Source organism: Algoriphagus aurantiacus (assembly GCF_035156405.1).
In the GTDB taxonomy this organism is placed as follows: Bacteria; Bacteroidota; Bacteroidia; order Cytophagales; family Cyclobacteriaceae; genus Algoriphagus; species Algoriphagus aurantiacus.
Map to the genome: position 1 here is coordinate 193,124 of NZ_JAXRUT010000006.1, position 25,080 is coordinate 218,203.

General features: G+C 42.5%; 18 protein-coding genes and 1 pseudogene. 15 read left to right on the forward strand and 4 right to left on the reverse strand.

Annotated features, from left to right (window positions below; all coding sequences use genetic code 11):
- Positions 1-524: 524 nt before the first annotated feature.
- From SYJ56_RS08580 to SYJ56_RS08600, 5 genes are all read left to right on the forward strand, one after another.
- On the forward strand, positions 525-4,190 hold the full coding sequence (locus SYJ56_RS08580) for a T9SS type A sorting domain-containing protein (protein ID WP_323833456.1): 3,666 nt from the start codon (positions 525-527) through the stop codon (positions 4,188-4,190).
- Between the two features lie 274 nt (positions 4,191-4,464).
- Positions 4,465-5,916, forward strand: a complete 1,452-nt coding sequence (locus SYJ56_RS08585; RefSeq protein WP_323833458.1) for a cellulase family glycosylhydrolase — start codon at positions 4,465-4,467, stop codon at positions 5,914-5,916.
- A gap of 73 nt (positions 5,917-5,989) precedes the next feature.
- The gene (locus SYJ56_RS08590) at positions 5,990-7,459 is read left to right on the forward strand and encodes a cellulase family glycosylhydrolase (protein WP_323833459.1); all 1,470 of its coding nucleotides are present in this window, start codon (positions 5,990-5,992) and stop codon (positions 7,457-7,459) included.
- 134 nt (positions 7,460-7,593) lie between these two features.
- Positions 7,594-8,376, forward strand: coding sequence for an SGNH/GDSL hydrolase family protein (locus SYJ56_RS08595; RefSeq protein ID WP_323833461.1), 783 nt, complete (start codon positions 7,594-7,596; stop codon positions 8,374-8,376).
- A 48-nt stretch (positions 8,377-8,424) separates the two neighbouring features.
- A complete protein-coding gene (locus tag SYJ56_RS08600) occupies positions 8,425-10,221 on the forward strand; it encodes a glycoside hydrolase family 2 protein (protein WP_323833463.1) in 1,797 nt (598 codons plus the stop codon).
- A 258-nt stretch (positions 10,222-10,479) separates the two neighbouring features.
- Here the strand turns inward: SYJ56_RS08600 and SYJ56_RS08605 are convergent, their stop codons facing one another.
- Positions 10,480-10,920 carry an RrF2 family transcriptional regulator gene (locus tag SYJ56_RS08605; RefSeq protein WP_323833464.1) on the reverse strand — a complete coding sequence of 147 codons (441 nt, stop codon included), beginning with the start codon at positions 10,918-10,920 and terminating at the stop codon, positions 10,480-10,482.
- A gap of 349 nt (positions 10,921-11,269) precedes the next feature.
- A complete protein-coding gene (locus tag SYJ56_RS08610; protein WP_323833465.1) occupies positions 11,270-12,925 on the reverse strand; it encodes a hypothetical protein in 1,656 nt (551 codons plus the stop codon).
- Between the two features lie 385 nt (positions 12,926-13,310).
- Here SYJ56_RS08610 and SYJ56_RS08615 point away from each other — a divergent pair, with 385 nt between their 5' ends.
- From SYJ56_RS08615 to SYJ56_RS08655, 9 genes are read left to right on the forward strand one after another with little or no spacing between them, the layout of a single operon-like run.
- Complete coding sequence (locus tag SYJ56_RS08615; RefSeq protein ID WP_323833467.1) at positions 13,311-13,742, forward strand: RrF2 family transcriptional regulator; 432 nt, start codon at positions 13,311-13,313, stop codon at positions 13,740-13,742.
- Positions 13,743-13,784: 42 nt separating this feature from the next.
- Positions 13,785-14,504 carry an iron-sulfur cluster repair di-iron protein gene (gene ric / locus SYJ56_RS08620; RefSeq protein WP_323833469.1) on the forward strand — a complete coding sequence of 240 codons (720 nt, stop codon included), beginning with the start codon at positions 13,785-13,787 and terminating at the stop codon, positions 14,502-14,504.
- 3 nt (positions 14,505-14,507) lie between these two features.
- On the forward strand, positions 14,508-16,292 hold the full coding sequence (locus tag SYJ56_RS08625; protein WP_323833471.1) for a c-type cytochrome: 1,785 nt from the start codon (positions 14,508-14,510) through the stop codon (positions 16,290-16,292).
- Positions 16,293-16,334: 42 nt separating this feature from the next.
- Positions 16,335-18,293 (forward strand): Sec-dependent nitrous-oxide reductase, encoded by a 1,959-nt coding sequence (nosZ, locus tag SYJ56_RS08630; protein WP_323833472.1) that lies wholly within the window; start codon positions 16,335-16,337, stop codon positions 18,291-18,293.
- Between the two features lie 57 nt (positions 18,294-18,350).
- Positions 18,351-18,935 carry a hypothetical protein gene (locus tag SYJ56_RS08635; RefSeq protein WP_323833474.1) on the forward strand — a complete coding sequence of 195 codons (585 nt, stop codon included), beginning with the start codon at positions 18,351-18,353 and terminating at the stop codon, positions 18,933-18,935.
- 18 nt (positions 18,936-18,953) lie between these two features.
- Positions 18,954-19,385, forward strand: a complete 432-nt coding sequence (locus SYJ56_RS08640; protein WP_323833476.1) for a nitrous oxide reductase accessory protein NosL — start codon at positions 18,954-18,956, stop codon at positions 19,383-19,385.
- Between the two features lie 18 nt (positions 19,386-19,403).
- Positions 19,404-20,642 (forward strand): nitrous oxide reductase family maturation protein NosD, encoded by a 1,239-nt coding sequence (locus tag SYJ56_RS08645; protein ID WP_323833478.1) that lies wholly within the window; start codon positions 19,404-19,406, stop codon positions 20,640-20,642.
- Positions 20,629-21,381 carry an ABC transporter ATP-binding protein gene (locus tag SYJ56_RS08650; RefSeq protein WP_323833480.1) on the forward strand — a complete coding sequence of 251 codons (753 nt, stop codon included), beginning with the start codon at positions 20,629-20,631 and terminating at the stop codon, positions 21,379-21,381. Before SYJ56_RS08645 ends, SYJ56_RS08650 begins: the two co-directional genes overlap by 14 nt.
- Positions 21,365-22,132 (forward strand): ABC transporter permease, encoded by a 768-nt coding sequence (locus SYJ56_RS08655; RefSeq protein WP_323833482.1) that lies wholly within the window; start codon positions 21,365-21,367, stop codon positions 22,130-22,132. Before SYJ56_RS08650 ends, SYJ56_RS08655 begins: the two co-directional genes overlap by 17 nt.
- Before the next feature lie 124 nt (positions 22,133-22,256).
- On the opposite strand, the gene SYJ56_RS08660 is transcribed toward SYJ56_RS08655, so the two are convergent.
- Together SYJ56_RS08660 and SYJ56_RS08665 are read right to left on the reverse strand one after the other, a co-directional pair.
- On the reverse strand, positions 22,257-22,805 hold the full coding sequence (locus SYJ56_RS08660; RefSeq protein ID WP_323833529.1) for a DUF5110 domain-containing protein: 549 nt from the start codon (positions 22,803-22,805) through the stop codon (positions 22,257-22,259).
- A gap of 54 nt (positions 22,806-22,859) precedes the next feature.
- Positions 22,860-24,425 (reverse strand): annotated as a pseudogene (locus SYJ56_RS08665) (TIM-barrel domain-containing protein); the annotation flags it as partial.
- A 228-nt stretch (positions 24,426-24,653) separates the two neighbouring features.
- Between SYJ56_RS08665 and SYJ56_RS08670 the strand changes: the two are divergent.
- Complete coding sequence (locus tag SYJ56_RS08670) at positions 24,654-24,926, forward strand: hypothetical protein (RefSeq protein ID WP_323833484.1); 273 nt, start codon at positions 24,654-24,656, stop codon at positions 24,924-24,926.
- Positions 24,927-25,080 lie beyond the last annotated feature (154 nt).

Sequence of the window (25,080 nt, forward strand, 5' to 3'; positions counted from 1 at the left end):
ATTGAAGGGGTAAATACCGTCTTTGATAATTTCAGGGTAATTAAAAGATGTAAAATTCTAATTATCCTACTTCGTCAAATTTGAAATGTGATGAAAGCCTGACAGGATTTATTTCACGGAAAGATATATAAACACTTTCTGGCAAATAATAAGCCTGTCAGGTTTCATTCATCATATTAACTGGGCAAGGGGGAGGCGCAAGTTCATCCGTATCTACCATAATTATCACATAAAATATGTAACACAGCAAGTAATCGCCCATTGATTCCTTCCTTTTTACTGGGTCGAAGAATTACTCACAAATCACGGTTTTAGACTTATTGACAGGGGAAATTACACTGTCAGGTGCAGGTTACACTTCTTCAAGGGGTGAATAAAAGATATTTTGTTAACGGTTGCTTTCGGTTGGAAGTTGGTGCCTGTCAGGTAGCGGGGTGGTTGGAAAAAAGTACAATGCACCGATAATGATTATGTCTTCCTTTAATTTCTTATAGACCTATTTTAACTATTTAACCCAAAATACATTGAAAATAATATCATTTAGTACGCTCAAGAAAAAGACATTTGAACCTTTTGTTTGCGGACTTTTCATGTTCGTTTCAATATTCTTGCATTTCAGGCAAAAGCTACTTGTCTTTCTTTCTCTACTTGTGGTAATTTTTATATTTCAAGTCCATCAAGCGGAGGGACAGACCACTTCAGGTTACGATTGGAAGAATGTAGCTATTGGCGGTGGCGGATTTGTGTCTGCAATTATCACCAGTAAAACCGAACAAAACCTGGTTTATGCCCGGACAGACGTGGGAGGCGCCTACAGATGGGACGCTTCCACTTCGAGTTGGGTATCGTTGTTAGACTGGGTATCTGACGATGAAGTCGGGTACCTTGGTGTCGAGTCCTTGGCCATAGATCCCCAGTCACCAAACAAGGTCTATATGCTGGTAGGTATCTCTTATTTCAACAGTGGGAAAACAGCCATTCTTCGTTCAACCGATTACGGTAATACCTTTACCGTTACAGATGTTACCAACCAGTTCAAAGCACATGGTAATGGCATGGGGCGGCAAACCGGTGAAAAGCTTGTAGTAGACCCCAATAACAGCAACATTCTGTACTGTGGCACGCGATGGAATGGATTATTTAGAAGTACTGACGCTGGTGCCACATGGAGCAGGATGAGCTCACTTAATGTAACTACAACCCCTAACGAAAACGGGATAAGTTTTGTGGTTTTAGACGGAAGCAGTGTTTCAGGCGGTGCTACCCAAAGGATCATTGTTGGCGTTTCGCACAGCGGAAGTACAAATCTGTACCGAAGTGATAACGGCGGACAGTCTTTTTCTGCTGTTTCTGGAGCTACTACCACCTATATGCCACATCGGGCAGCTTTGGCAAGTAACGGAAACCTATATGTCACTTATGGCAACGGTGCTGGCCCTCACGGGCACTGGTCAGAACCGGAGCCAATGGAAAATGGGCAGATATGGAGATACAACATTTCATCAGGTGTATGGACAAACATTACACCTTCTGGTTTCAATAGGGCATTCGGAGGAATAAGCGTTGACCCAAATGATCCGAACAGGATTGTGGCTTCTACCATCAACACGTATATGCAACAAAACAGTGCATGGGGCGACAGAATATTCCTGAGCACAAATGGTGGATCAAGCTGGGTGGATGTAGTAGATAGGGGATTTACCATGGATCCAAATGGTGTAACATGGATTACCGGACACTCCATCCATTGGGCGGGCTCAGTAGAATTCGACCCCTTCAACACCCAAAAGGTTTGGGTCACTTCGGGTAATGGTATTTTTGTGAATGATAACATCAATTCCAGCGGCACTTGGCGATTTACGGTAAAAGGGCTCGAAGAAACAGTGCCCCTTGGTTTGGAAAGTATCCCTAATGGCCCGGTAATTTCTGTCATCGGCGACTATGACGGATTCAGGCACACCAACATTAATCAATACGCGCCAATTCATAATCCACAAATAGGGACCACCACCGGGTTGGCAGTAGCTGCTCAAAACACAAGCAAAATTGTTCGGGTGGGAAACTCCATGCATTATTCCACTGATATGGGATTAACCTGGAGCCAAAACAGCATGAATGGCACACAAGGACAGGTAGCATTGTCGGCTAACGGCAATACTGTTTTGCATTCCCCGAGGCAATCTTCCGTCTCCTACCGGTCAACTAATAGTGGATCTTCCTGGTCCACGGTAAGTGGTTTGAGTTTTAATGAAGCTCGTCCGGTCGGCGATCCGGTCAATTCCAATAAGTTTTATGCATACAACCCTGAAAATGGAGCGGTAATGGTAAGTGCCAATGGTGGATCTTCATTTTCCCAGGCCGCTACAGTCGCAAGCTGGGGCTCAAAAGTCATCCGGTTGACTCCCGGTATGGAAGGCCATGTTTGGATAGCTTTGAACAACGGGGGGCTGGCACGTTCAACCGATTCCGGACAATCATTTTCAACCCTAAGCGGTATCAGCAATTGTGGAGCTGTTGGTTTTGGAGTGGCTGCTCCCGGATCAGATTATCCTACCATCTACATTTGGGGCACCGTCAGCAATGTCAGAGGTGTTTATCGCTCAACAGACCAGGGAGCATCCTGGTCCAGGATCAATACAGACTCGCAACAATATGGAGGCCCGGGTAATGGGCAATTCGTGCAGGGAGATATGAATGTCTTTGGAAGGGTATATATGAGTACGGCAGGCCGTGGTATCGTATATGGAGAGCCTGCTGCCTGTACCCCTACTGCCATTACTCCCTACATCCAGATCAATGTCGGATCCTGGCAGCAAACAGCCAATGCTTCTGCCGCTCCTGGTGGCAGCGTGCAGTTTGGCCCCCAGCCCACCGAGGGAGGATCATGGAGCTGGAGCGGACCCAACGGATTCAGCGCTACCACGCGCGAAGTGACACTTTCTAACATTCAAACCAGCCAGGCAGGAAACTATGTGGCTACTTACACCAATACCGGTGGATGCCAGAGTACGCAGACTTTTAACCTGACAGTTACGGCCAGCTCAGGAGGAGGTACCGGTTTTATCCTGAGGGAATACTGGACCGGGATAAGTGGATCAAGCATCAGCAATCTCACTTCCAACTCTAATTATCCCAACAACCCAACCGGTAGTGACGAGCTTACCAGCCTGGAAGGCCCAACGAACTGGGGAGACAATTACGGAACCAGGATACGAGGGTTTATTCATCCCGCTACCAGTGGCAACTATACTTTCTGGGTGGCCGGAGATGACAACACCGATTTGTATCTGAGCTCTGATGAGAGTCCCGCCAATAGCACCAGGATAGCTTATCTGAGTGGATGGACCAATTCGAGAGAATGGAATAAGTATAGCACACAGCAGTCTGCTGTCATCAATCTGGTTGCAGGGCAGAAATACTATATCGAAGTGCTTCATAAAGAAGGCAGTGGTGGAGACAATGTAGCAGTGGCCTGGCAGGATCCCGGCATTTCCCAACAAGTAATAGGCGGAAGCTTTCTCTCACCTTACCTTCCCGGAGAGATTGTAGTGAGAGCACGGGGAACCCAGGGAGGTGAAACCATCGACCTGCGGGTAGATGGCAACACGGTGGCTACCTGGACACTTACTACTTCTTATGCCGATTACACGGCTTCGGGAAATGGAACAGTAGAGGTCCACTATATCAATGACAATGGCCCCAGAAATGTACAAATAGATCATGTCTTCATCAATGGGCTCACCTATCAGTCAGAAGATCAGGAAACCAACACGGGAGTATGGCAAAATACCTGTGGAGGGTCGTTCAGCGAATGGTTGAACTGTAATGGATACATCCGATATGCCACGGCTGACAGTCTTTCGGTAAAAATCCTCAGTTCAAATGAATTTGAAGGACTAAGTATACTTGATTCGAATACACCTGCCATATCAAAAGAGCCGGAGATTACTGCGGATGAAGTTGTCATATACCCAAATCCTGCCCAAGGAGGAAGGTATTCAATAGCATTACCGGCGCCTCTACAAACAGCAATCATCAGTGTTTATGATAGTGAGGGCAGATTGCTATACCAGAAAACTACAGAAGGGTATGAAATACTGGAATTTGATCAGCTCTTAAATGCAGGAGTTTACCTCGTCAATATACGATCCGGCCAGTTTAATATAGCCAAGAAATTAATCGTTAACTAAAATCCCTAAACCATCCAAGTTTTGTTGATAAAATGCCTGGGCCGATAATCCGATATGTACCTGGTAAATTCCGATGGGCTGCCCGCCGTTCCGTTCAGAACGGATAATTGGAAAGGGATAACTCAAAAATAGAAGCTATTCCTACTTTGGCCAATTATAGATCAACGTAAAACCTGTCAGGTTTCAATACTTAGCCTTCAACTTGAAAAACAGGAATATGGAAAACATGAAAGCAAATAAAACTCAATAGTAAAAATAGACAAAAATGAAGAAGATGAAATCGACCAGGATACTGGCCATGATTTTTGGAATAATGGCACTTGTCTCTTGTGGCGAAGAGGGCGGGATAGATCCTGTACTTGATGTTTCTGTGAGTAAGACTGATTTTGAATCAGAGGGAGGGGAAGTGGGAATTACAATTACAAGTAACAGTGAATGGAGTATCAGCAACCCGGCCTCTTCATGGCTGCAATTGAGCCAAGTAGCAGGCAGTAGTGGAAGTACCTCTGTTCAAATAACTGCTTTGGTCAATGCCACAGGCCTGACCCGATCCACTCAATTAAATGTCATCGCGCCAAATGGACAGGCCCGGAGGATTAGCGTTTCACAGATTTCCTCGCTATACCCGTCTTACAACACTTCTCCACTGCCGCCTAATGCGACAGGGATGGGCAGCAACGCAGTAGAGCTTGCGGCCAAACTAAAGCTGGGCTGGAACATCGGCAACACCATGGAAGCCCCTGGAAGTGAGGAAGGATGGGGCAATCCTAGGATTACTGAAGAGTTTGTGAAGTTTGTAAAACAGCAGGGGTTTAACGCAATTCGTCTTCCGGTTTCCTGGGATTGGCACCATGTGATGGACAGAAAGACTGCGCAGATTGACCCTGCATGGCTTGACAGGGTGAAAGAAGTTGTGGGGTACTGTGTAGACAATGATGTGTATGTCTTACTCAATATACACTGGGATGGAGGCTGGCTGGATCAGAATATCAACAAGGATATGCAGGATTCGGTCAATGCCAAGCAGAAAGCTTACTGGGAGCAAATAGCCACTGCTTTGCGTGATTTTGATGAGCACCTGCTATTTGCCGGTACCAATGAGCCACCGGCTGAGGATGCTGAACAGATGGGAATACTCAATACCTTCCATCAAACCTTTATGGACGCAGTGCGGTCGACCGGCGGTAGGAATAGTTATCGGGTGCTTGTGATTCAGGGACCGTCAACAGATATTGAAAAGACCAATGATCTGATGAATAAACTTCCTACAGATGAGGTAGAGGACCGGATGATGGCTGAGATACATTATTATACTCCTTCCCAATTCTGCTTGTTGATGGATGGCGATGCAAGTTGGGGTAAGATGTTTTATTACTGGGGTGAAGGGTATCATTCAACTATTGAGCCTGACCGCAACGCCACTTGGGGAGAAGAGGATGACGTAGTCAGACTCTTTGGCAAAATGAAGACAAAGTTTGTTGATAATGGAATCCCTGTAATATTCGGTGAGTATGGAGCGTATAGGCGTGACAATAACCAACATGTCCCCCTTGACCTTGAAACCCACAATAATTCAGTGGATCATTGGATTACTTATGTTACAAAGCAGGCAATAGCAAATGGTATGATACCCTTCTGGTGGGATACAGGCGGTGCTTTGGACAGGCGGAATTATACAGTGAAAGACCAACGTACAATTGATGCACTCATTGAAGGAGGAAAATAAGAATGCTTCTAATAGGGTAGTCCGGTATGTTTATTAATTGTCTAGAATAAAAACAGGAAAAAAAATAAACCAAATGAAGAATATAAAATTAAACAGATTATTGACAGTGTTATTGGGGATAATGTTGCTTTCCTCTTGTGGGGAAGAGGGAGGTATAGACCCTGTACTTGACGTTTCCGTGAATAAGGCAGATTTTGAAGCAGAAGGAGGGGAAATGGAAATAACGATATCAAGTAACAGTGAATGGAGTATTGCCAATCCGGCTTCCTCCTGGTTACAAGTGAGCCAAATGGACGGATCCAGTGGAAATGCTACTATACAGTTAACCACAGTGCCTAATGCCACTGGTCTAACCCGTACTGCCATATTAAATGTCACTTCGTCAAGCGGTCAGGCCCGGAGGATTAGCGTTTCACAGATTTCTGCGCTATACCCATCGTACAACACTTCACCACTGCCGCCTGATGCTTCCGGCATGAGCAGCAATGCTGTTGAGTTGGCCGCCAAAATGCATTTGGGGATAAATTTTGGAAATACCATGGAATCCCCAGTCGAAGGTGAGTGGCAGAGTAGTAAGCTTACAGAATCGTATGTGAAATTTGTAAAACAAGCAGGTTTCAATGCTGTACGGCTTCCCACTGGCTGGGTTAAGAGTCATTTAAGCGATCCTGAAAAAATGGAAATTGACCCTGAATGGCTTGAACGGGTGAAGGAAGTAGTTGGATGGTGTGTGGACAATGATATGTATGTGATACTGAACACTCACGGGGATTGGGGCTGGCTGGAAAATAATGTCAATGCGGCAATGCAAGATTCCGTTAATGCGAAGCTAAAGGCTTTGTGGGAGCAGATTGCTACAACCATGCGTGATTTTGATGAACACCTTATTTTTGCCGGTACGAATGAACCTGTGGTTGAAGATGCTCAGCAGATGGCCATACTCGACAGTTACCACCAGACATTTGTTAATGCAGTCCGCGCTACCGGAGGCAGGAACAGTCACCGGGTGCTGGTTGTGCAGGGGCCTATAACTGACCCTAATAAAACTTATAATCTGATGAATAAGCTTCCAACAGACAATATCCCTGACAAGTTGATGGTCGAGGTGCATAGCTATACGCCTGCTGTATTTACGCTAGTGATGAATGGAGATGTAAGTTGGGGCAAGATGGTTTACTACTGGGGGGCTGGGAATCATTCTACTATTGAGCCAGAGCGCAACGCCACCTTTGGAGAAGAGGATGAAGTCATTGCTGAATTCCAAAAGATGAAACAGAAGTTTGTTGATAAAGGTATCCCTGTGGTGCTGGGTGAATATGCAATCTGGAGACGGACTGCCGCCACCAACAGCAATTTTCTTCCTTTGGATCTGGAGATGCACAACCAGTCTGTAGATTACTGGGCAAAATTTGTGACCAAACAGGCTAAAGCACATGGTATTTTGCCATTCTGGTGGGAGATAGGTTTTATGTTGGATAGGTCTAACAATGTGGTAAAAGACCAGCGTATGTATGATGCCATTATTGAAGGATATAATCAATAATTTGTAGTATGAACATTCTCTTCTTCACCCTAATTGGTGGAAAGAGAATGTTCATATTGGTTTTTTTTAAAAATGAAGAAAGAGTTTATTGATAAAGGTATTTCAGCAAGCCCTATCTAAAAACCAAAAATTGAATGATAGCAAAAGACTCCACTCGTAGAGATTTTATAAAACACATTTCGGTAGGTAGCTTGGCCTTGACCGGAATGGCCGGCACCTGCTCAAACACCATAAAAATATCCCCGGAGCCTGAAAAAAACCTTTGTTTTTTGTTTCAGGGTGATTCCATAACGGATGGCAACCGGGGAAGAAACGAAGATCCGAACCACATTCTGGGACATGGGTATTGTTTTGCAGTTTCCTGTAGAATCGGTGCTGATTTCCCACAATACGGCTTTCAATTTATCAACCGGGGTATAAGCGGAAATACAGTAAGCGATCTGGAAAAGAGGTGGCAAACGGATACGCTGGAGTTGAAACCGGACGTATTAAGCTTACTTGTCGGTATCAATGATGTGAACGCATTGATCGATGGGAGGGAGGATGCTGTGGATGCAAAAACGTTCGAGACTACTTATCGTAAGCTGCTTACCTCATGTCGTGATCAAAACCCCGAACTTTTGATCGTGCTGGGATTGCCGTTCTTTTTTGCTTCGGGCTGGCGCAAGGATCAATATGAAAAGTGGCACCCCTTGACGCTTGAACGGGACGGAATTATCAGAAGAATTGCTGTCGATTTTGATGCCGTTATCATTGATTATCCTAAAGTTTTTGAAAGAGCACAGGAGAGCGCCCCTATAGATTATTGGATTTGGGATGGAGTACACCCAACTGTATTCGGTCACGAACTGATGGCCAGGGAATGGATAAATCAAGTCGGAAATCGATTGACATTCTTGAAATTATATGCGAATTGAAGAGACTATATTCTTAAAGATCGAGAAGATCAGATTGATAAAAAAATGATGAAATACTTAAAAACAATGAATACAGGATGGATATTGGTTTTTGGAGCCTTTATCCTATTAGGAAACGATATCTGTGCGCAGACCGCAATGACTAACCTCCAATCCAGAAAGTTGACGAGCCTGAACGGGGAGTGGAAAGCAATTATTGACCCTACCGGCACAGGTGAATATCTGCAACTGTGGGCGGAGAAAAAACCTGTGAAAAAAACAGATTTTTATGAGTATTCGTTTGAAGAAGCCCCGGTATTAAATGTACCCGGAGACTTTAATTCCCAGATGAGCGAGCTGACTTATTTCGAAGGGACAATCTGGTACAAAAAGCAATTTAGTTACTCCATTATCGAAGGGAAAAGGCTGTTTCTACATTTTGGGGCAGTTAATTATCTGGCTGACGTGTATCTGAACGGCGAGAAAATTGGCAGTCACGAAGGCGGTTTTACCCCTTTTCAGTTTGAACTTACAGACAAAATCAAGGATGGGGATAATACCGTTATTGTGAAAGTCAACAATAACCGCAAAGGAAACGGCCTCCCAAGCTATGGGTATGACTGGTTCAACTATGGAGGTATTACCCGTGATGTGGATTTAATCGAAACAGACAACACCTTTATTGAAGATTATTTCATACAGTTAAAAAAAGGAAGTCTTGATACCGTCTTAGGGTGGGTTAAGATGAATGGAAGCCATGAAAAACAAGACATCGAGATCGAAATTCCGGAACTAAATTTACGCTACAAAACAAGAACGGATGATGATGGCTTTGCCCCTGTAGAATTTAAATCAGAGTTTGGGCTTTGGTCACCCGAAAACCCCAAGCTTTATAGGGTAACTCTTAAAAGCGACACGGATTTTTTGGTTGACACTATAGGGTTCAGAAGCATCGAAGTGCAGGGTAACCAGATCTTGCTAAATCGCAAACCGATATTTCTCAAGGCTGTCAATATCCATGAAGAGAACCCTTACAGAAAGAACAGAGCATATTCAGACGAGGATGCTAGGCTATTGCTAAATTCAGCAAAAGAACTGGGCTGTAATCTAGTCCGTCTAGCCCATTACCCTCACAGTGAAAATATGGTGAAGGAAGCCGAGAGATTGGGAATCATGGTTTGGGACGAGTTGCCTGTGTATCAGCATATCCAGTTTTCCGATAGTCTCATGCCTGCAAAATTGGAGCAAATGCTCCAAGAAATGGTTGGCCGTGACAAAAACCGTTGCGGGGTTGTTGTTTGGGCGCTTTCAAACGAAACATACCCCAGCACGCTCAATAGAAATGATAGACTTGTCGAACTTACGCAAAAGTGCAGGGCACTGGATTCAGCGCGTTTGATTACCCACGTAATCAATACACAGAGCTACAAAAACAATACGGTGGAGGTTTGGGATTCCCTGTACAATCACTCTGATATTATTGCTATCAACGAATATTTTGGCTGGTACTTGCCGTGGCAAGGCAAGCCTTCTGAGACAAAATGGAATATGAATTTCCCTAATAAGCCGGTATTTATTTCTGAATTTGGTGGTGAAGCCGTGTACGGGAATAATGATGGCCCAACAGATGAAGCCGCTTACTGGACTGAGGGATATCAAGAGAAAATCTATACCGACCAGGTTGAAATGTTCAATACAGTTCCCAACTTGGTAGGAGTGTGCCCATGGCTTTTGTTTGATTACAGGTCACTGGGACGGATGCATTCTGTCTATCAAAAGGGTTACAACAGAAAAGGCTTGATGTCAGAAAAAGGAGAGAAAAAGAAAGCTTGGTATGTCATGAAGGAATATTTTGAGGGTAAATAAGGAATGTTTGGCGATCAAGATGGGGGAGAGGTTTTGAATGACTATTTCCTGATTCAGAATGTAATTAATTGCTTATCAACAATTTATATTCTTTATTGGTATTGAATGAGATGATGTTATTTCTTATTCTGGCAATGGCTTTGGTTGGTAGGTGAAGGGAGGGTTTGTAATGCCACTACCTCTATGACCTACACCATCCGGAGAAGTCCAAGCGTCCCGGTTTTGATATGGCTAACTAAAATCAACTTGTTTTTAAATTCATTTGATCAGGTAATTCAAAGTTGCCGTGCCTTTTATCACTTCAACGGCCAATAATTTTATGCTTTTTGATGTTAGCATATTGTCGATTTCTCTTCGCACTTTGACTACTTCAAAATGCAGGGGACAGGGACTTTTTTCAGAACATTTAGGAAGACCCAAACTACATCCTGAAAATAGATGATCCCCATCTATAGCTTTCACCACATCTTTCAAATTGATTTTAGCATGAGTTTCATCGGCAAAAAAGCCTCCATTTGGTCCCTTGAGTGACCCTATTATTTTAGCTTTTACCAAAGACTGGAGAATCTTTGCGGTGAAGGCTTCCGGAGCATTAATTTCAGCTCCGATTTCTTTTGCTCCTACCTTCCTGTCTTCAAGACTTTTGGTCCAAACATAAATGACTGACTTGATGGCATACTTGGCAGCTTGGGAAAACATAATGGATAAATTTGTCCGAAATATAACCAGCTTAACTTATAAGACAAAAGCTGAACGTCAACTACCTCCCAACTTTCATGTAAAAGCTACAAAATCTGTTTGTGCAAATTGACTCGTTTCGGGAGCAGTACCTAATCTATGGACACTTCTAAGGGAAGCTTTTCCAATTCTCATTTTGTGAAACGTAAAGTTCATTCTTATCAAATTGGTATAAATTCAAGCGCTATTACCTATTAGGGTGGAAATTCTCTTGAATAAACCCTGCTATCCATCCCCTTTGTTAGAATCTGATATATCCGGAGGTTAGGCGCCAATGCTTAAGCACGGCAACCCAAAAGTGGTTGTGTTTTCACAAATCTTCTCGGTTTAGGTAATCACTCGGCTCCTTTTCCTTAATTTTCCATATGACTATGGCTGCCATCAGACCAAACTGAATGAGAATCACATAACTGTTGGCTAAGCCAAAAGCTTTGCGAAGCTCATATGCCTCGATAAGGCTGAAAAATATTCGACCTGCTAAACTGATTTGAAACAGTAACCATCCAAGCCACAGAATCGGATGGTAGAGTGTCTCCCTGATGCCAGTGACGGTAGGGAAGATAATCGGGGCATGGGCCCAAATCATGGAAAAAGTAAATCCCAAAAAGAAGGTATGGAGCAATAGATCATAATAAAGTATATGGTTTTCAATTCCCAACAGGATCGTTCCATGAATGCCCAGCCAGACATATCCTACCCGCAGCCCAATGCCGATGTAGCGGAATTGATCGGTTTTTCGTGCTGCAACTTTTGCCATATCAAAAGTTAGCAGCCAGAGGGCTATTAGAAATGAGCTTAAGCCCATAAGTTCATTACCCCAAGAATGGAAAGGAATAATCAAACCAAAAGCGAATAGTGCAAGTAGCAGCTTCAAAGCTATTTTGGACCAGGTTGGAACTGGCAGAAACTGGCTCAGTTCAAGTCGTTCTCCGACAATGGTAAATAAAAGAAATCCGATCCACCAAGTGCTCCCTGCGGCAATTAGCCCAGTTTGAAAAGCTAGTAAATTGCCTATGAACCAAAAGGCTGACCCGATATAAAGAAGGGTAGAATGAAATCCGGGGTGCTTAAGGGTTTGCAAGTGCATAATGATACTTAGACCTAGGGAGCCAGCCAGAAGAAAAATCAAACCCAATTCCGTAAATCCAAAAAGAAAAGGAAAGACAGAGGTCCCGGTGATGATAGGGATAAGAAGCCAGATTTTCCTTTTCATCAGCATGGAATAGTAAGTTGCCGAGATGGTTTTTGAATCTTCTTGAAACTGTTTAAAAACTCTTGGAAACAAAATATTTTGCTCTAGGAGAATGTGTTTATAGAGATGCGAATTGAAATCCTGAAGTAGGATAAATACCTCTTGGCAATGATTTGTAGAACCATTGGAAAATCTGCAGTCTTCTGTCAGGATTTTGATTTGTTCGAACAAATTATCCTCCTCGTAAGGCTCCTGCATTAATTGATGGATATTTTTTACCACGGATAGAAAAGGTTGCTTGAGAAACAAAGCTTTACGATGATTATCCCTTTCTATAGCTCGGATATAGGGAAAAATAATCAGTTCCTCTTGCTTCATGTGCCGGAATAAATACGTAGATGCTATGGAAAATTTGGTAAAAATTATTTTCCATTGATCTCCGGGATTACTCTTGGAAGAAACAAGGGTTTGTAGATGATTCATAATTAGCTCACTTTTCCCCCGAATTGAGTCATGATATACTGTTTTAATGTACTGGATCAGCTGACTTAATGAATAATTTTTGTAGTCATACAGCTCAGAATAAGTGTTTTCAATTCCATCATTTAAGTTTTCCAGAATTACAGCCAAATCAAGTCTTTTAAATAGGCATACTTCAGACAAGGTTTTATGTCCATGAGTTTTAATATCTACTCCAGATGATTTAAATATCTTTTCAGATTGGCTGGAGAGGGCAAGTATTTCCCGAATTGAAAGTAGAGCTAGTTGAATCATAAATAAAGGATAAAAAATACTGTATAAGGTTCTTGATAAAGGCTCTCAAGAACCTTCCTCTAATTCAAAGTTAGTGACATGATTATAAAAGACAAGGTTATCCTTTAATATTTTATATGTCTAGATGAACCAGAGATTAGCAGTAGCTTGCTTTTTTTTGGGGCTGATTTGGAAAAAAAAGCGGTGAAAGGGATCTCAAGTAGATTTAAACCTGATAGACAATCAACTTTTCAAATCTGAATAAATTAGTAGTGATGAATAACAGAAGCTTTCATTTTCAAAAATGAGGAGGCTTTCTATTTGAATATCTTTTAAAAAAATATTAAAAGATATTTTTATCCTTTAATATTTTCATTTACATTTGATCACCATTTAATCCGGTCAGATGTTTTCCAAATCCTGCAAATATGCTATCAATGCGATGATCTACATCTCAACCTTGCCGGAGGGAAACGATAGAGTAGGCTTGAAAGATATTTCAAAGGCAATCAATTCTCCAGAAGCTTTTACTGCAAAGATTTTACAGGTTTTAGTTCGGGAAAATCTTCTTTCCTCTGTAAAGGGTCCAAATGGAGGATTTGAGATCCATGAGGACGGAAAAAGAACCCAATTGTATAGAATTATAGAAGTGATTGACGGGGATCAAATCTTCACGGGTTGTGCTTTAGGCCTTGAAAAATGCTCGGAAGACCATCCCTGCGCAGTTCATAATAAATTCAAAGCAATCAGAGAACATTTGGCCGGAATGATGATGACTACTTCTTTGGAAGATATGGCAATGGGGATTCAGAACGGAACCAATTTTCTAAAGCGTTAAAAAAAATTTAAACAAATAAAGGACAAAAATATCTTAAATATTATGAATGAGATCGCAGAAAAAAAAGTAGGCAACATCGTGGCGAGTAATTTTCGTACCGCTAAAATCTTTACCGATTACGGAATAGATTTCTGTTGCAAAGGAGGGATCAAACTCAGCGAAGCCTGTGAGAAGAAAGGGGTGGATTTGAATAAAATCTCTGCAGAACTAGTTCAGTCGGGGAAGCAACAAGATGAGAAGAATTACCAGAACTTCTCGATGACTGATTTGGTAGACCATATAGTCAATGTCCACCATAAATATGTGGAGACTACTATTCCATCACTCAAATTCTATGTGGAGAAAATAGCAAAGGTTCACGGTGACAACCATCCAGAGCTTTTGGAGATCCGGGATGAGTTTTTCAATACAGCCGATGCACTGACTTCCCATATGAAAAAGGAAGAGTTTGTTCTTTTCCCATACATCAAGGCCATGGAGTCAGCAGTTAAAAACCATTTTCCGCTTTCTCCAGCCCACTTTGGCAGCATCGAAAATCCAATCTCCATGATGGAAGAAGAGCATGAAACCGAGGGCGATCGCTTCAGAAAAATAGCAGCATTGAGCAACAATTATACACCTCCTTCAGATGCTTGCCAGACATACAAAGTCGCTTTTGCAATGCTCCAGGAATTTGAATCTGACCTGCACACGCATATCCACCTGGAAAATAACATCCTTTTTCCAGAGGCCAAAGAAGTATTTAACAGTCTGAATGCCTGATCTATGATCACTCAAAATCCAATATCGTCCATCTTCTCTTTTTCTTCAGGGGATCAATTCCGTCAGAATTGGATGAGATGGGCGTTTGGATTTTTCTTTCTGGCTGTTTGTCTGGGATTGGTGATGCGGTCATTTCATGTGATTGAGATCCCTTACTTCGACTACCGGAATATTCTTCATACCCATTCCCACCTTGCCATGCTGGGTTGGGGACATTTGATGCTCATTGGAGGGATGGTTTTTGGCCTTGTGAAGGAAAAAGACCAAATCAAGGAGTACAAGTGGCTTTTCCTCGGAACTGTCATCCCTCTTTTGGGAATGCTTTTTTCTTTTTCTTTTCAGGGATATGGAGCCATCAGCATCAGTTTTTCTACACTTCATATGTTGATTTCCTATGGATTTGCTTACAAGCTTCTTAAAGTAATCCGGTCAGGTGAAAAGACTGCAGCAACGCGTCTGATTCGTCTGGCGATTTGGTTTATGGTGATTTCAACGTTTGGTCTTTGGTCGCTAGGGCCAGTATCCGCGACCCTAGGGAAGATGCATGAACTCTACTTTATGACGATTCAATGGTTCCTTCACTTCCAGCTGAATGGCTGGTTTGTATTGGGAGTGCTCGGATTGATCCTTCTTTATTTCGAGGAAAAAGGGTTTCAGATCAATTGGCCAGCCTATCAGGAATGGGTGCTGTCGATATCTGTGGTCATGACTTTCATGCTGGCGGTAACCTGGGCCGAACCGCAACCGATCTTCTTTCAAATCAATGGCATTGCCGTTATTATTCAGCTGATTGCCTATTTCTGGATTTTGAAGTCAGTTTCCAAACTGTTCAAAACAAATCGTATCAGAGGTATTGCCAAACTGCTGTTGATTTTGGCCTTGGTCAGTCTGGTGGTAAAAGCTATCCTACAAGGACTCTTGGTTTTTCCTTCCATAGCAGTGATTTCCTATTCTATCCGAATCTATGTCATTGGATTTCTTCACCTGGTTTTACTGGGCGTAATGACAATGGGTATTTCAGCTGTGGCAATAGCCCGAGGCTGGATCAATGAACTTCCAATCAGCAAACTAGGATGGGTTCTTCTGATCGCCGGATTTGTGATCACTGAGGTTTTACTCTTTCTACAAGGCACACTGGTTTTGCTGGAAATGGGATTTTTACCTGAATACAACTTATGGCTTTTTATGGCCTCATGCCTTTTTCCACTCAGTCTTGCCTTCATTATGGCAGGTTTGCGATTTCCTGAAATTTCCAAACAAGCTATATCTAATCCTACAATCCAATTAAAAAAACAAATCAATCAAGAAACTATGAAAAGAACACTGATTTTGTCAATGGGTATTCTAGGGATACTCCTGACCTCATGTGGAGGTGGAAGTGCTGACAGCAATAGTACTGCTACTTCCGAAACCGCTCCCCAAGAAGAAGTACAAGCCGATCCTAAAGGAATCGGAGAATTTAAATCTGTAGAAACCGGTGAAGGTATAGATGAGACATTGGCGGCCTCAGGCAAAGCTATCGTGGACATGAAATGTACTGCATGCCATCAATTAAATGACAAGAGGCTAGTAGGTCCAGGTTTTCAAGGGGTTACTTCCAGAAGAGAGCCGGAATGGATCATGAATATGATCACCAATGTGGATGTGATGCTGGATAATGATCCTCAGGCACAAGCACTATTGGAAGAATGTCTGACCCGGATGCCAAATCAAAATATCTCAGCAGTTGACGCCCGTGGTATCTTGGAATTTATGAGGAAAAACGATCTGGAAAGAGCCGGAATATAGGTTCTAACAAATACTCGACCCCGTCTTAAAAATTATAATCACATGAAAAAAATTGTATGGCTACTTGCAGCAGGCTTGATTGCGGCTGTTTTAGCACCAGGTTGTAAACCGAAAAGCGCTCAAAGCGCCATCTCAGGTGATGCAGCCTCCAAAGTGTACGTTGCTCCCGGAGAGCACGATGAATTCTACAACATCGTTTCCGGGGGATTTAATGGACAAATTTCCGTTGTTGGGTTGCCTTCAGGCCGAGTCTTGAAGATACTTCCTGTGTTTTCTGTACATCCGGAAAATGGATGGGGATATTCTGAAGAGACCAAGCCAATGCTTAACACCTCGCTTGGCTTCGTTCCCTGGGATGACTTGCACCACATCGCTGTCTCTACCACCAATGCTGAGCATGATGCAAGATGGGTTTTTGCAAATGCAAACAATACTCCAAGAATTGCGAGGATCGATTTGACCACCTTCAAGACAGTGGAGATCATCGAGATTCCTAATTCAGCCGGTAATCATTCCTCTCCATTCATTACCCAAAATACCGAGTATGTGGTGGCAGGAACCCGATTCTCCGTGCCAACCGGAGATAATACGGATGTTTCGATTGATTCTTACAAGGAAAATTTCAAAGGCCATATTTCATTCATTGCCGTGGACAAGGAATCCGGCGAAATGAACCTATCATTCCAAATTGAGGCACCACCATTCAACTTTGACCTGGCCCGTGCCGGTAAAAACAAATCACATGGCTGGTTCTTCTTTTCCACTTACAATACCGAGATGGCCCATACGCTTTTGGAAGTAAATGCTTCCCAAAAGGACAAGGATTATATCATGGCTGTGAATTGGAAAAAGGCTGAGGAGTACATCAAAGCAGGGGAGGGAACCAGGAAAAAAGCCAACTATGTACACAACACATGGGATGAGGAGACTCACACTGCTACTTCCACTATGATGGAAGACGTACTTGTGCTGGATCCGAAAATCCTGAAGGACATTGTGTATTTCATCCCTTGTCCCAAGTCACCTCATGGAACTGACACAGACCCGACAGGTGAATACATCATCGGTAGCGGTAAGCTTGCAGCAATCATCCCGGTATTCTCTTTTACCAAAATGCTTGCGGCAATCGAAAACAAGGACTTCGAAGGGACACTCGATGGAATGCCTGTCCTGAAATATGAATCAGTACTCCATGGAGAAGTAGAGAAGCCTGGACTTGGTCCACTTCACACTGAATTTGACGGAAAAGGAAATGCGTACACTTCCATGTTTGTGTCTTCTGAAATCGTAAAGTGGAATATCGAAACCCTTGAGGTTTTGGACAGAGTTCCTACTTACTATTCTGTGGGACACTTGAGCATCCCGGGCGGACCAACAGGTAAACCTCACGGAAAGTACATGGTAGCTTACAACAAGATCACCAAAGACCGTTACCTGCCAACTGGGCCTGAACTGGCGCACTCTGCACAGCTTTATGATATTTCCGGTGATAAAATGCAGCTTTTGCTCGACTTCCCGACAATCGGTGAACCGCACTATGCTGAAGCATTCCCGGCAAGTCTGATTAAAGACAAGCAGGTTAAATTCTTCAAGATTGAGGAAAATATGCACCCACATGCATTGAAAGGCATTAATGATGCGCGAGTGGAGCGTGAAGGCAATCAGGTTCACGTCTATATGACTTCGATCAGATCCAATTTCAGACCTGACAATATTGAAGGAGTACAAGTGGGAGATGAGGTTTATTTCCACATGACCAACCTTGAGCAAGACTGGGATGTTCCGCATGGATTTGCAATCAAAGGCGCCAATACGGCCGAATTGCTGATCATGCCAGGTGAGACTTCCACCTTGAAGTGGGTACCGGATAGAGTAGGTATTTTCCCATTCTATTGTACAGATTTCTGTTCGGCACTGCACCAGGAAATGCAAGGCTACCTGCGCGTATCACCAAAGGGATCGAGCAATACAGTTAAATATTCTACAGGAGAAGCTGAGTAATCACCCAAACCCTACCGTCGACTCCTCCTGGGTCGACGGTTATTTCCCCCTCCAATCATGCAATCGCTCAGCACATCCAACAGAATCCTGATTTTACTTTCAGCCCTTCTTATCATTCCGGCTTATTTCACGCCGCTTTGGCAGATCAGCCTGTGGGCTCCTCAATACCCCGAGGGACTCAACATGAAGATTTGGATTGATCACCTGAGCGGAAATGTGGATCAGATCAACGGGGTAAACCATTACATCGGAATGAGACATATCGGAGATGAAATGTTTCCTGAGTTCACCTTCCTGATCTATGTGATCGGGGCATTGATTGCCCTAGGAGTTATTGCTTTTCTGATTGGGAAAAGATGGAGTCTCTATGCTTTTTTTGGTCTGATGTCACTCTTCGGGATGGCAGTATTGGCAGATATGTACCGCTGGGGATATCAATATGGTCACAACCTTGATCCCAAAGCAGCCATAAAAGTGGAAGGGATGAGTTATCAGCCTCCATTGATTGGATATAAAGAGTTGTTGAATTTCTTAGCCTATTCCGGCCCGGACGCGGGAAGCTGGATCCTGATAGCAGGAGTGGGTCTACTCATTCTGGCAATTCTCAGAGACCGATTTCAAAAACCTGTCCAGGCCATTTAACCCTTAATCCCAGAAACTATGAGAAGCTTATCACTACTTTGTATTTTGATCATTTTGGCATCCTGTTCCGCAGATCCGAGACCAATCGCCTTTGGTCAGGATGGATGCCATCACTGCAAAATGACCCTGATGGATCCGAAATTCGGAGCTGAACTAGTCACCGAGAAAGGTAAAGTATTCATCTTCGATGATGTCAACTGCATGCTGCAATACATGGATTCCGAAGATGGAAAAAGCCAGATGTACAAGCATATTCTCGTGACGGATTATTTGAATCCAGGTGTTCTCCTAGATGCAAACTTCGCCTTTTATCTTAAGTCCGAGGAATTCAAAACTCCAATGGCAAGTAACATCGTGGCCTTTCCGGATTATGATCTTTTAAAGGAATACAAGAATAAATCAGGAGGAGTATACCTCGCATGGGGAGAGCTTACCACACAGTTTAAATAGCCTGATTCGCAGGAATCCATGAAAACTTTAACACTTACATTCTTTTTTCTTCTTTGCCTGATCGGAGCCCCAGAAATATTGGCGGCTACCATCAGAATCACTCCGGGTCAATCGATTCAGGAAGCGGTGGATCGTGCCTCGGCAGGAGATACTTTGATTATTTCCGAAGGAACTTACAAGCAATTCGGGATCATCATCCGAAAACCATTGATACTGATCGGAGAGAATTACCCGGTAATTGATGCGGATTTCAAAGGAAATATCCTGATCGTCGCTACTTCCAACCTGACTGTTCAGGGTTTGAAATTGATCAATACGGGCAGATCGAATATGGATGATTCTGCGGCGATCAAGTTCTTCGATTCCAAGGATTGTATCATTCGCGACAATATTCTTGAGAATACCTACTTCGGTCTACATTTTTCGAATTCCTCCCAGATGACCATTATCAACAATAAAATCACAGCTTCGGCAATTCGGGAATTTGAAGTTGGAAATGGCATTCACCTTTGGAAGTGCAAAAATTCCTATATCGGAAATAACGAGGTTTCTGGCCATAGAGACGGGATTTATCTGGAGTTTGTGACCAATACGCAAGCGAAAGGAAACGTAGTGGAGAATAATATGCGCTATGGATTGCACTTTATGTTTTCGCACGACAACAGCTACATCCGAAATACTTTTCGTAAAAATGGTGCCGGAGTCGCCGTCATGTACACTAAAAATGTTGTAATGAGGGAAAACAGATTCGAGGAAAACTGGGGTTCCAGTGCCTATGGAATCTTGCTGAAGGACATCAGTGACAGTGAAGTTGTTGGAAATGTTTTCCTGAAAAACACCATTGGAATCTACATGGAAGGTAGTAGCAGAATTGAGTTTACCAATAATACATTCCGCGAAAATGGCTGGGCACTCAAGCTCATGGCGAGTTGTGACCAAAACACATTTAAAGCAAATAATTTCACCCAAAACACCTTCGATATCAGTACAAATGGCTCACTGGTTCTAAATACCTTGACAGAAAACTATTGGGATAAATATGAGGGCTATGACTTGGACCGGGATCAGGTCGGTGATATTGGCTATCGCCCTGTTAATCTCTACAGCGTGATTGTGGAAAAAATCCCGGCGGCAGTAATCCTTTGGAGGAGTTTCATGGTGACTCTTTTGGATCGGATGGAGAAAATCATCCCAACACTTACACCCGATGAAATGATTGATGAATCCCCAAAAATGAGACCTTATGATTTCGGTTAAAAATATATCCAAGAAGTTTGGCAAACTGCAAGTTCTGAAAAATTTCAATCTGGAATTTCAGCTTGGAAACAGCTATGCTTTGATGGGCCCCAATGGAAGCGGAAAAACTACCATAATCAAGACGATCCTGGGAATGGTAATGCCGGACAGTGGTGAAATATTAGTAAAAGGTAATTCCATTAAGGGAAGCCATTCCTATCGGCAAGACATCGGATACATGCCGCAGATTGGCCGATACCCATCAAATATGAAAATTGGGCAGCTTTTTTCCATGATGAAAGATATGCGTCCTGAAATAAAGAATTATGACTTGGGCTTGGTGGAAGCTTTCGAACTTGATCAAATGAAGGACAAATCCATTGGCACACTTTCTGGTGGAACCCGGCAAAAAGTAAGTGCAGCTTTGGCTTTTTTGTTTACTCCGGACATCTTGATTTTGGATGAACCTACGGCTGGCCTTGATCCGATTGCGGTGGAGATTCTTAAAGCTAAGATCAAAAAGGAACGAGTCTCAGGTAAGCTCATTTTGATCACTTCGCACATCATGAGCGATCTAGAGGAACTCACCAATCAAGCGGTTTATATTTTCGAAGGAGAGGTCTATTTCAATGACACCATTGAAAACCTCAAAGAGTTAACCGGGGAAGACAGATTCTCATCGGCCATTGCCAAACTGATGCAATGGACATTAAAGAAAAAGACAACTAAACGGGAAATGAGCCATGTTGAAACTACTTAAATACGCCCTTTACGATATTCTGAAATCGCGTTTTGCGATGATTTATACCTTGTTTATGATTCTGGTAGCAGTGTCTATTTACCAAGTCTCGGATGATCTCAGCAAGGTTTCGCTCAGTCTGATGAATATCATGATCATGATCGTCCCATTAATTTCTGCGGTTTTTGCAACAACCCATTTTTACAACAACTTGGAGTTTATAGAGTTGATACTTGCCCAGCCCGTGAAGCGTACACATGTATTTCTCAGCCAACTTTTGGCGGTGATCTTGATGCTGAGCTTATCGATTTTGATTGGATTCGGACTGCCGATGTTGCTGTGGGGAGCGGATAGCAGTTTGATAACCTTGCTTGGAGTGGGAGTGGTCCTGAGTGCGGTTTTTGCAGGATTTGCCTTTCTCGCCAGTGTTTTGACGCGTGACAAAGCAAAAGCTATCGGAATTAGTTTGGGACTTTGGATTTACTTTTCCCTAGTCTATGATGGTTTTGTCCTGTATCTGATTTACAGTTTTGCGGATTATCCCTTGGAAAAAGTCACCCTTGGTTTGGTCATGTTGAATCCTGTGGATCTAGGAAGAATTCTTATGCTTATGCAGCTGGATATTTCAGCATTGATGGGCTATACCGGAGCATTTTTTCAGCAGTTTTTCAACAGCTCCATGGGAATTCTCATAGCGGGAGGAACCTTGTTAATATGGGTACTCTGGCCAAATCTACTTGCCATGCGGGTGTTTAAGAAGAGAGATTTCTAAAGTAATATGGTTGTGATTTGATTAAGGCCTGCGAAGGAAGTTTCCTTTGTGGGCTTTTTTATTTTTAGGATCATCCGCCTAGTTTCCATCTGTTGAAATACGCCTAACCATATTTTGCTCTTAACTATTGCTTGACTGTCATTCGGCGCCAAACAATATCTCCATAGTTATATTTGTTTTCTTTCAATGCTTTAGAACTTCCTTTCAACTCCCCTTCCGAGTTCAGGCTCGATTTGAGTTCTGTCAGGGAATACTCATCATGCTCATAGTCATAGCTGATTCCGTCATCATTGTATAGTAAATAGGAATTTTCCTTTGTACCGTAATGCCTGACTTCTAAGGTTTGATCTGACTTGTTGTCTATTGTTGACAACATTGGGATGATTCCACCATCTTTCACAAAAAGCGGTATTTCTTCGAGCTTAGTTTTAATGGTAATAGTCTCATCATTGCCTGCATATTCCCCGGTATAGAAATCGAACCAATTCCCTTTTGGAAGAACAACTGTACGTTCCTCTTGTCCGGTAAACACAGGGGCTACCAATATGGAAGGACCCATCATGTATTGATCGGTGACTTCCAGTCTTTTTTGCTCAGCGTATGGATTTTTCGCATGATCAAGTTCACTTCCAGACAATGTCTCCTGAGAATTGTATCCGCTCTCCAATACCATAGCTCGGAAAGGAGGTATGCCCTTTTGATTGTATTCATAAAAGGCGGTATAAAGGTAGGGGAGCAGTTTCAATCTAAGCTCTATAGTATTTCTGACCATGTCTGTTACTTCGGGGTAGCTCCAAGGTTTTTTGCCAGAAGACCATGCATTGAGCATCATGAGTGGAGAAAAACTAACCGTTTGAAATCAGCGAATCCATTCCTCTGCGGAATCAGCGCTTCGAATTTCAGGAGTCCATAAAAGTCCTGACAAGGAAGCATTGGCTAATGCAGTCACATAGCCTATATGATCATAATAATCACTGTACAGCACAAAATTATGATTACTTGTTCCTATATAAGCGGATCTGATCAGATTGTAAGTCCGCTGATTTTGTTCCTTGAAATGACGGTCAAACATGTCCATCATCGTCATGCCATAAAGTTGTCTGATTTCTACCGCATCATTACCTGAAGGGAAGGTGGCATGATCGGGCCATAACCAAACATCGTAGCCATCAACCTCATCAAATTTATATCCACTCACGCCTAAATTTAAATGATTCTTTTGGTGGTGTTTTAAGAATACTTCTTGGGCTTCAGGAATAGTAAAATCAGGAACTTCCCCTAGCCAGACCGTATGACTTCCTGTAAAAGGCCTGATATCTTTATACATAGTTGAAATTGGTGCTACATACGGATTCTCCCAGAGATTTACTTTTATCCCTTTTTCATTTAAAGTCTGGACAAAGTTTTTGGGATCAGGAAAGCGTGTACTGTCCCAATCGAAAGAGCAAGGGTAGGCAAAACTTTGCCAGCCCGGTTCAAGTCCTATTACATCCAAAGGGAACTTGTTTTCTTCAAAATCCTTTATCTCTTTCAACACGTCCTCATCCGTACTTTCGGTGTGCATTCTATGCCAGAATCCTAAGCCCCATTTAGGGGGGATGATTCCGCCTCCAAAAAACAGGTTATAGCGCTGCACTACTTCGAGAGTTGTTTGTCCGGAAAAAACAAATATTTCCATTCCGCCTCCTTCGACACTTGCTTCAACTGCATCAGACAACGGGCGTGCAGCCCAATTTTCCCCTGTTGTCCGGTCTATGCGTTCAGGAAGGTTACTGTCTTTTCTGTTACCAACCCCAACATGTATTTTTATACGTTTTGACGAATTAATTAAAACACCATACCCCCCACTTGAAATATAGAAGGGAACCGGTGCATGAGTGTATCCTTTTATCCCTCCATAATGGTCCACTTTTAGAGAATAAACATTACTACGTCTGTTTATTCCTTCAAACTCCAATCCTAAGCCATAGATTTTTTCTGTTTCATTCAATGGCAATCTTATACTTGCTCGATTTGGAGTAAGAAGGCTTCTACTGGCATCTTGAGCAAAGGGAAATGGAGCATCTCCCAACTCCTTGATAGCATCTGTTTTGGGGGCATTGGCATAGTCCATGGGATTTAATCCCATTTCGCCTAAACTTGCTTTCCAAATGCCAGGCATAATCTTTTCCCATTTCAAATCATCCATCTCTGAAATCAGGGTATTTTGTGCACGTACTTTCGAACAAAACGGGATTAGCACCAGTAGAAGCAAATAGGGTTTAAAAAGACTCCTTTCCGATTTCCTTTTCATATTCAGGGATTAGTAAATTTTAAATTATCTGCCATAAATGAATTTTATTTTCAATATAATATAATTGCTTCATTTATGAGGTTGCCCAATTAATAATGCTGAAAGGCGAGTAGGGTGAGTGAAAATATCCTTTGACAAGTTGTTTTCAAAAAGGAGTGATTACCGGATTTTTCATAAATACCTCTACTTAAATATGCCTTTTACGATTTTTTGAAACTTCGTTTTGCGATGATTTATACCTTGTTTATGATTTTGGCTGCCGTATCAATTTATCAGGTATCGGATGATCTCAGCAAGGTTTCACTCAGTCTAATGAATATCATGATCATGATCGTCTCTTTAATTTCTGCGGTTTTTGCGACTACCCATTTTTACAATAATCTGGAGTTTTTTGAGTGGAGCTGGCAATACAGAAGACGAATAAATTTGAGTAAGATTATGAGCTTTTGGAGATATTATTCACATACCTATAGCACTATAGCAAATTGCCTCAAGGTATAGAGATTAATTAGACTATTTTGTTGGCGGATCTTTTTCCCAAGCCATTTTATTAACTGATAGAGATAATTTTAAGGTGGTATATAAAAGAAAATGACCCTTCCTATTATTAGAATGTATTCTTTTAATTTCACAAGAAATCCACTTGAAGAGCAGG

What these genes read in the sequence shown, in the direction of transcription:
- nosZ (WP_323833472.1), top strand. Translation starts at nt 16,335, where the DNA reads ATGAAAAAAATTGTATGGCTACTTGCAGCAGGCTTGATTGCGGCTGTT.
- SYJ56_RS08635 (WP_323833474.1), top strand. Translation starts at nt 18,351, where the DNA reads ATGCAATCGCTCAGCACATCCAACAGAATCCTGATTTTACTTTCAGCC.
- SYJ56_RS08625 (WP_323833471.1), top strand. Translation starts at nt 14,508, where the DNA reads ATGATCACTCAAAATCCAATATCGTCCATCTTCTCTTTTTCTTCAGGG.
- SYJ56_RS08615 (WP_323833467.1), top strand. Translation starts at nt 13,311, where the DNA reads ATGTTTTCCAAATCCTGCAAATATGCTATCAATGCGATGATCTACATC.
- SYJ56_RS08655 (WP_323833482.1), top strand. Translation starts at nt 21,365, where the DNA reads ATGTTGAAACTACTTAAATACGCCCTTTACGATATTCTGAAATCGCGT.
- SYJ56_RS08585 (WP_323833458.1), top strand. Translation starts at nt 4,465, where the DNA reads ATGAAATCGACCAGGATACTGGCCATGATTTTTGGAATAATGGCACTT.
- SYJ56_RS08650 (WP_323833480.1), top strand. Translation starts at nt 20,629, where the DNA reads ATGATTTCGGTTAAAAATATATCCAAGAAGTTTGGCAAACTGCAAGTT.
- SYJ56_RS08645 (WP_323833478.1), top strand. Translation starts at nt 19,404, where the DNA reads ATGAAAACTTTAACACTTACATTCTTTTTTCTTCTTTGCCTGATCGGA.
- ric (WP_323833469.1), top strand. Translation starts at nt 13,785, where the DNA reads ATGAATGAGATCGCAGAAAAAAAAGTAGGCAACATCGTGGCGAGTAAT.
- SYJ56_RS08660 (WP_323833529.1), bottom strand. Translation starts at nt 22,805, where the DNA reads ATGGTATTGGAGAGCGGATACAATTCTCAGGAGACATTGTCTGGAAGT.
- SYJ56_RS08640 (WP_323833476.1), top strand. Translation starts at nt 18,954, where the DNA reads ATGAGAAGCTTATCACTACTTTGTATTTTGATCATTTTGGCATCCTGT.
- SYJ56_RS08605 (WP_323833464.1), bottom strand. Translation starts at nt 10,920, where the DNA reads ATGTTTTCCCAAGCTGCCAAGTATGCCATCAAGTCAGTCATTTATGTT.
- SYJ56_RS08600 (WP_323833463.1), top strand. Translation starts at nt 8,425, where the DNA reads ATGAAATACTTAAAAACAATGAATACAGGATGGATATTGGTTTTTGGA.
- SYJ56_RS08595 (WP_323833461.1), top strand. Translation starts at nt 7,594, where the DNA reads ATGATAGCAAAAGACTCCACTCGTAGAGATTTTATAAAACACATTTCG.
- SYJ56_RS08590 (WP_323833459.1), top strand. Translation starts at nt 5,990, where the DNA reads ATGAAGAATATAAAATTAAACAGATTATTGACAGTGTTATTGGGGATA.
- SYJ56_RS08670 (WP_323833484.1), top strand. Translation starts at nt 24,654, where the DNA reads ATGATTTATACCTTGTTTATGATTTTGGCTGCCGTATCAATTTATCAG.
- SYJ56_RS08610 (WP_323833465.1), bottom strand. Translation starts at nt 12,925, where the DNA reads ATGATTCAACTAGCTCTACTTTCAATTCGGGAAATACTTGCCCTCTCC.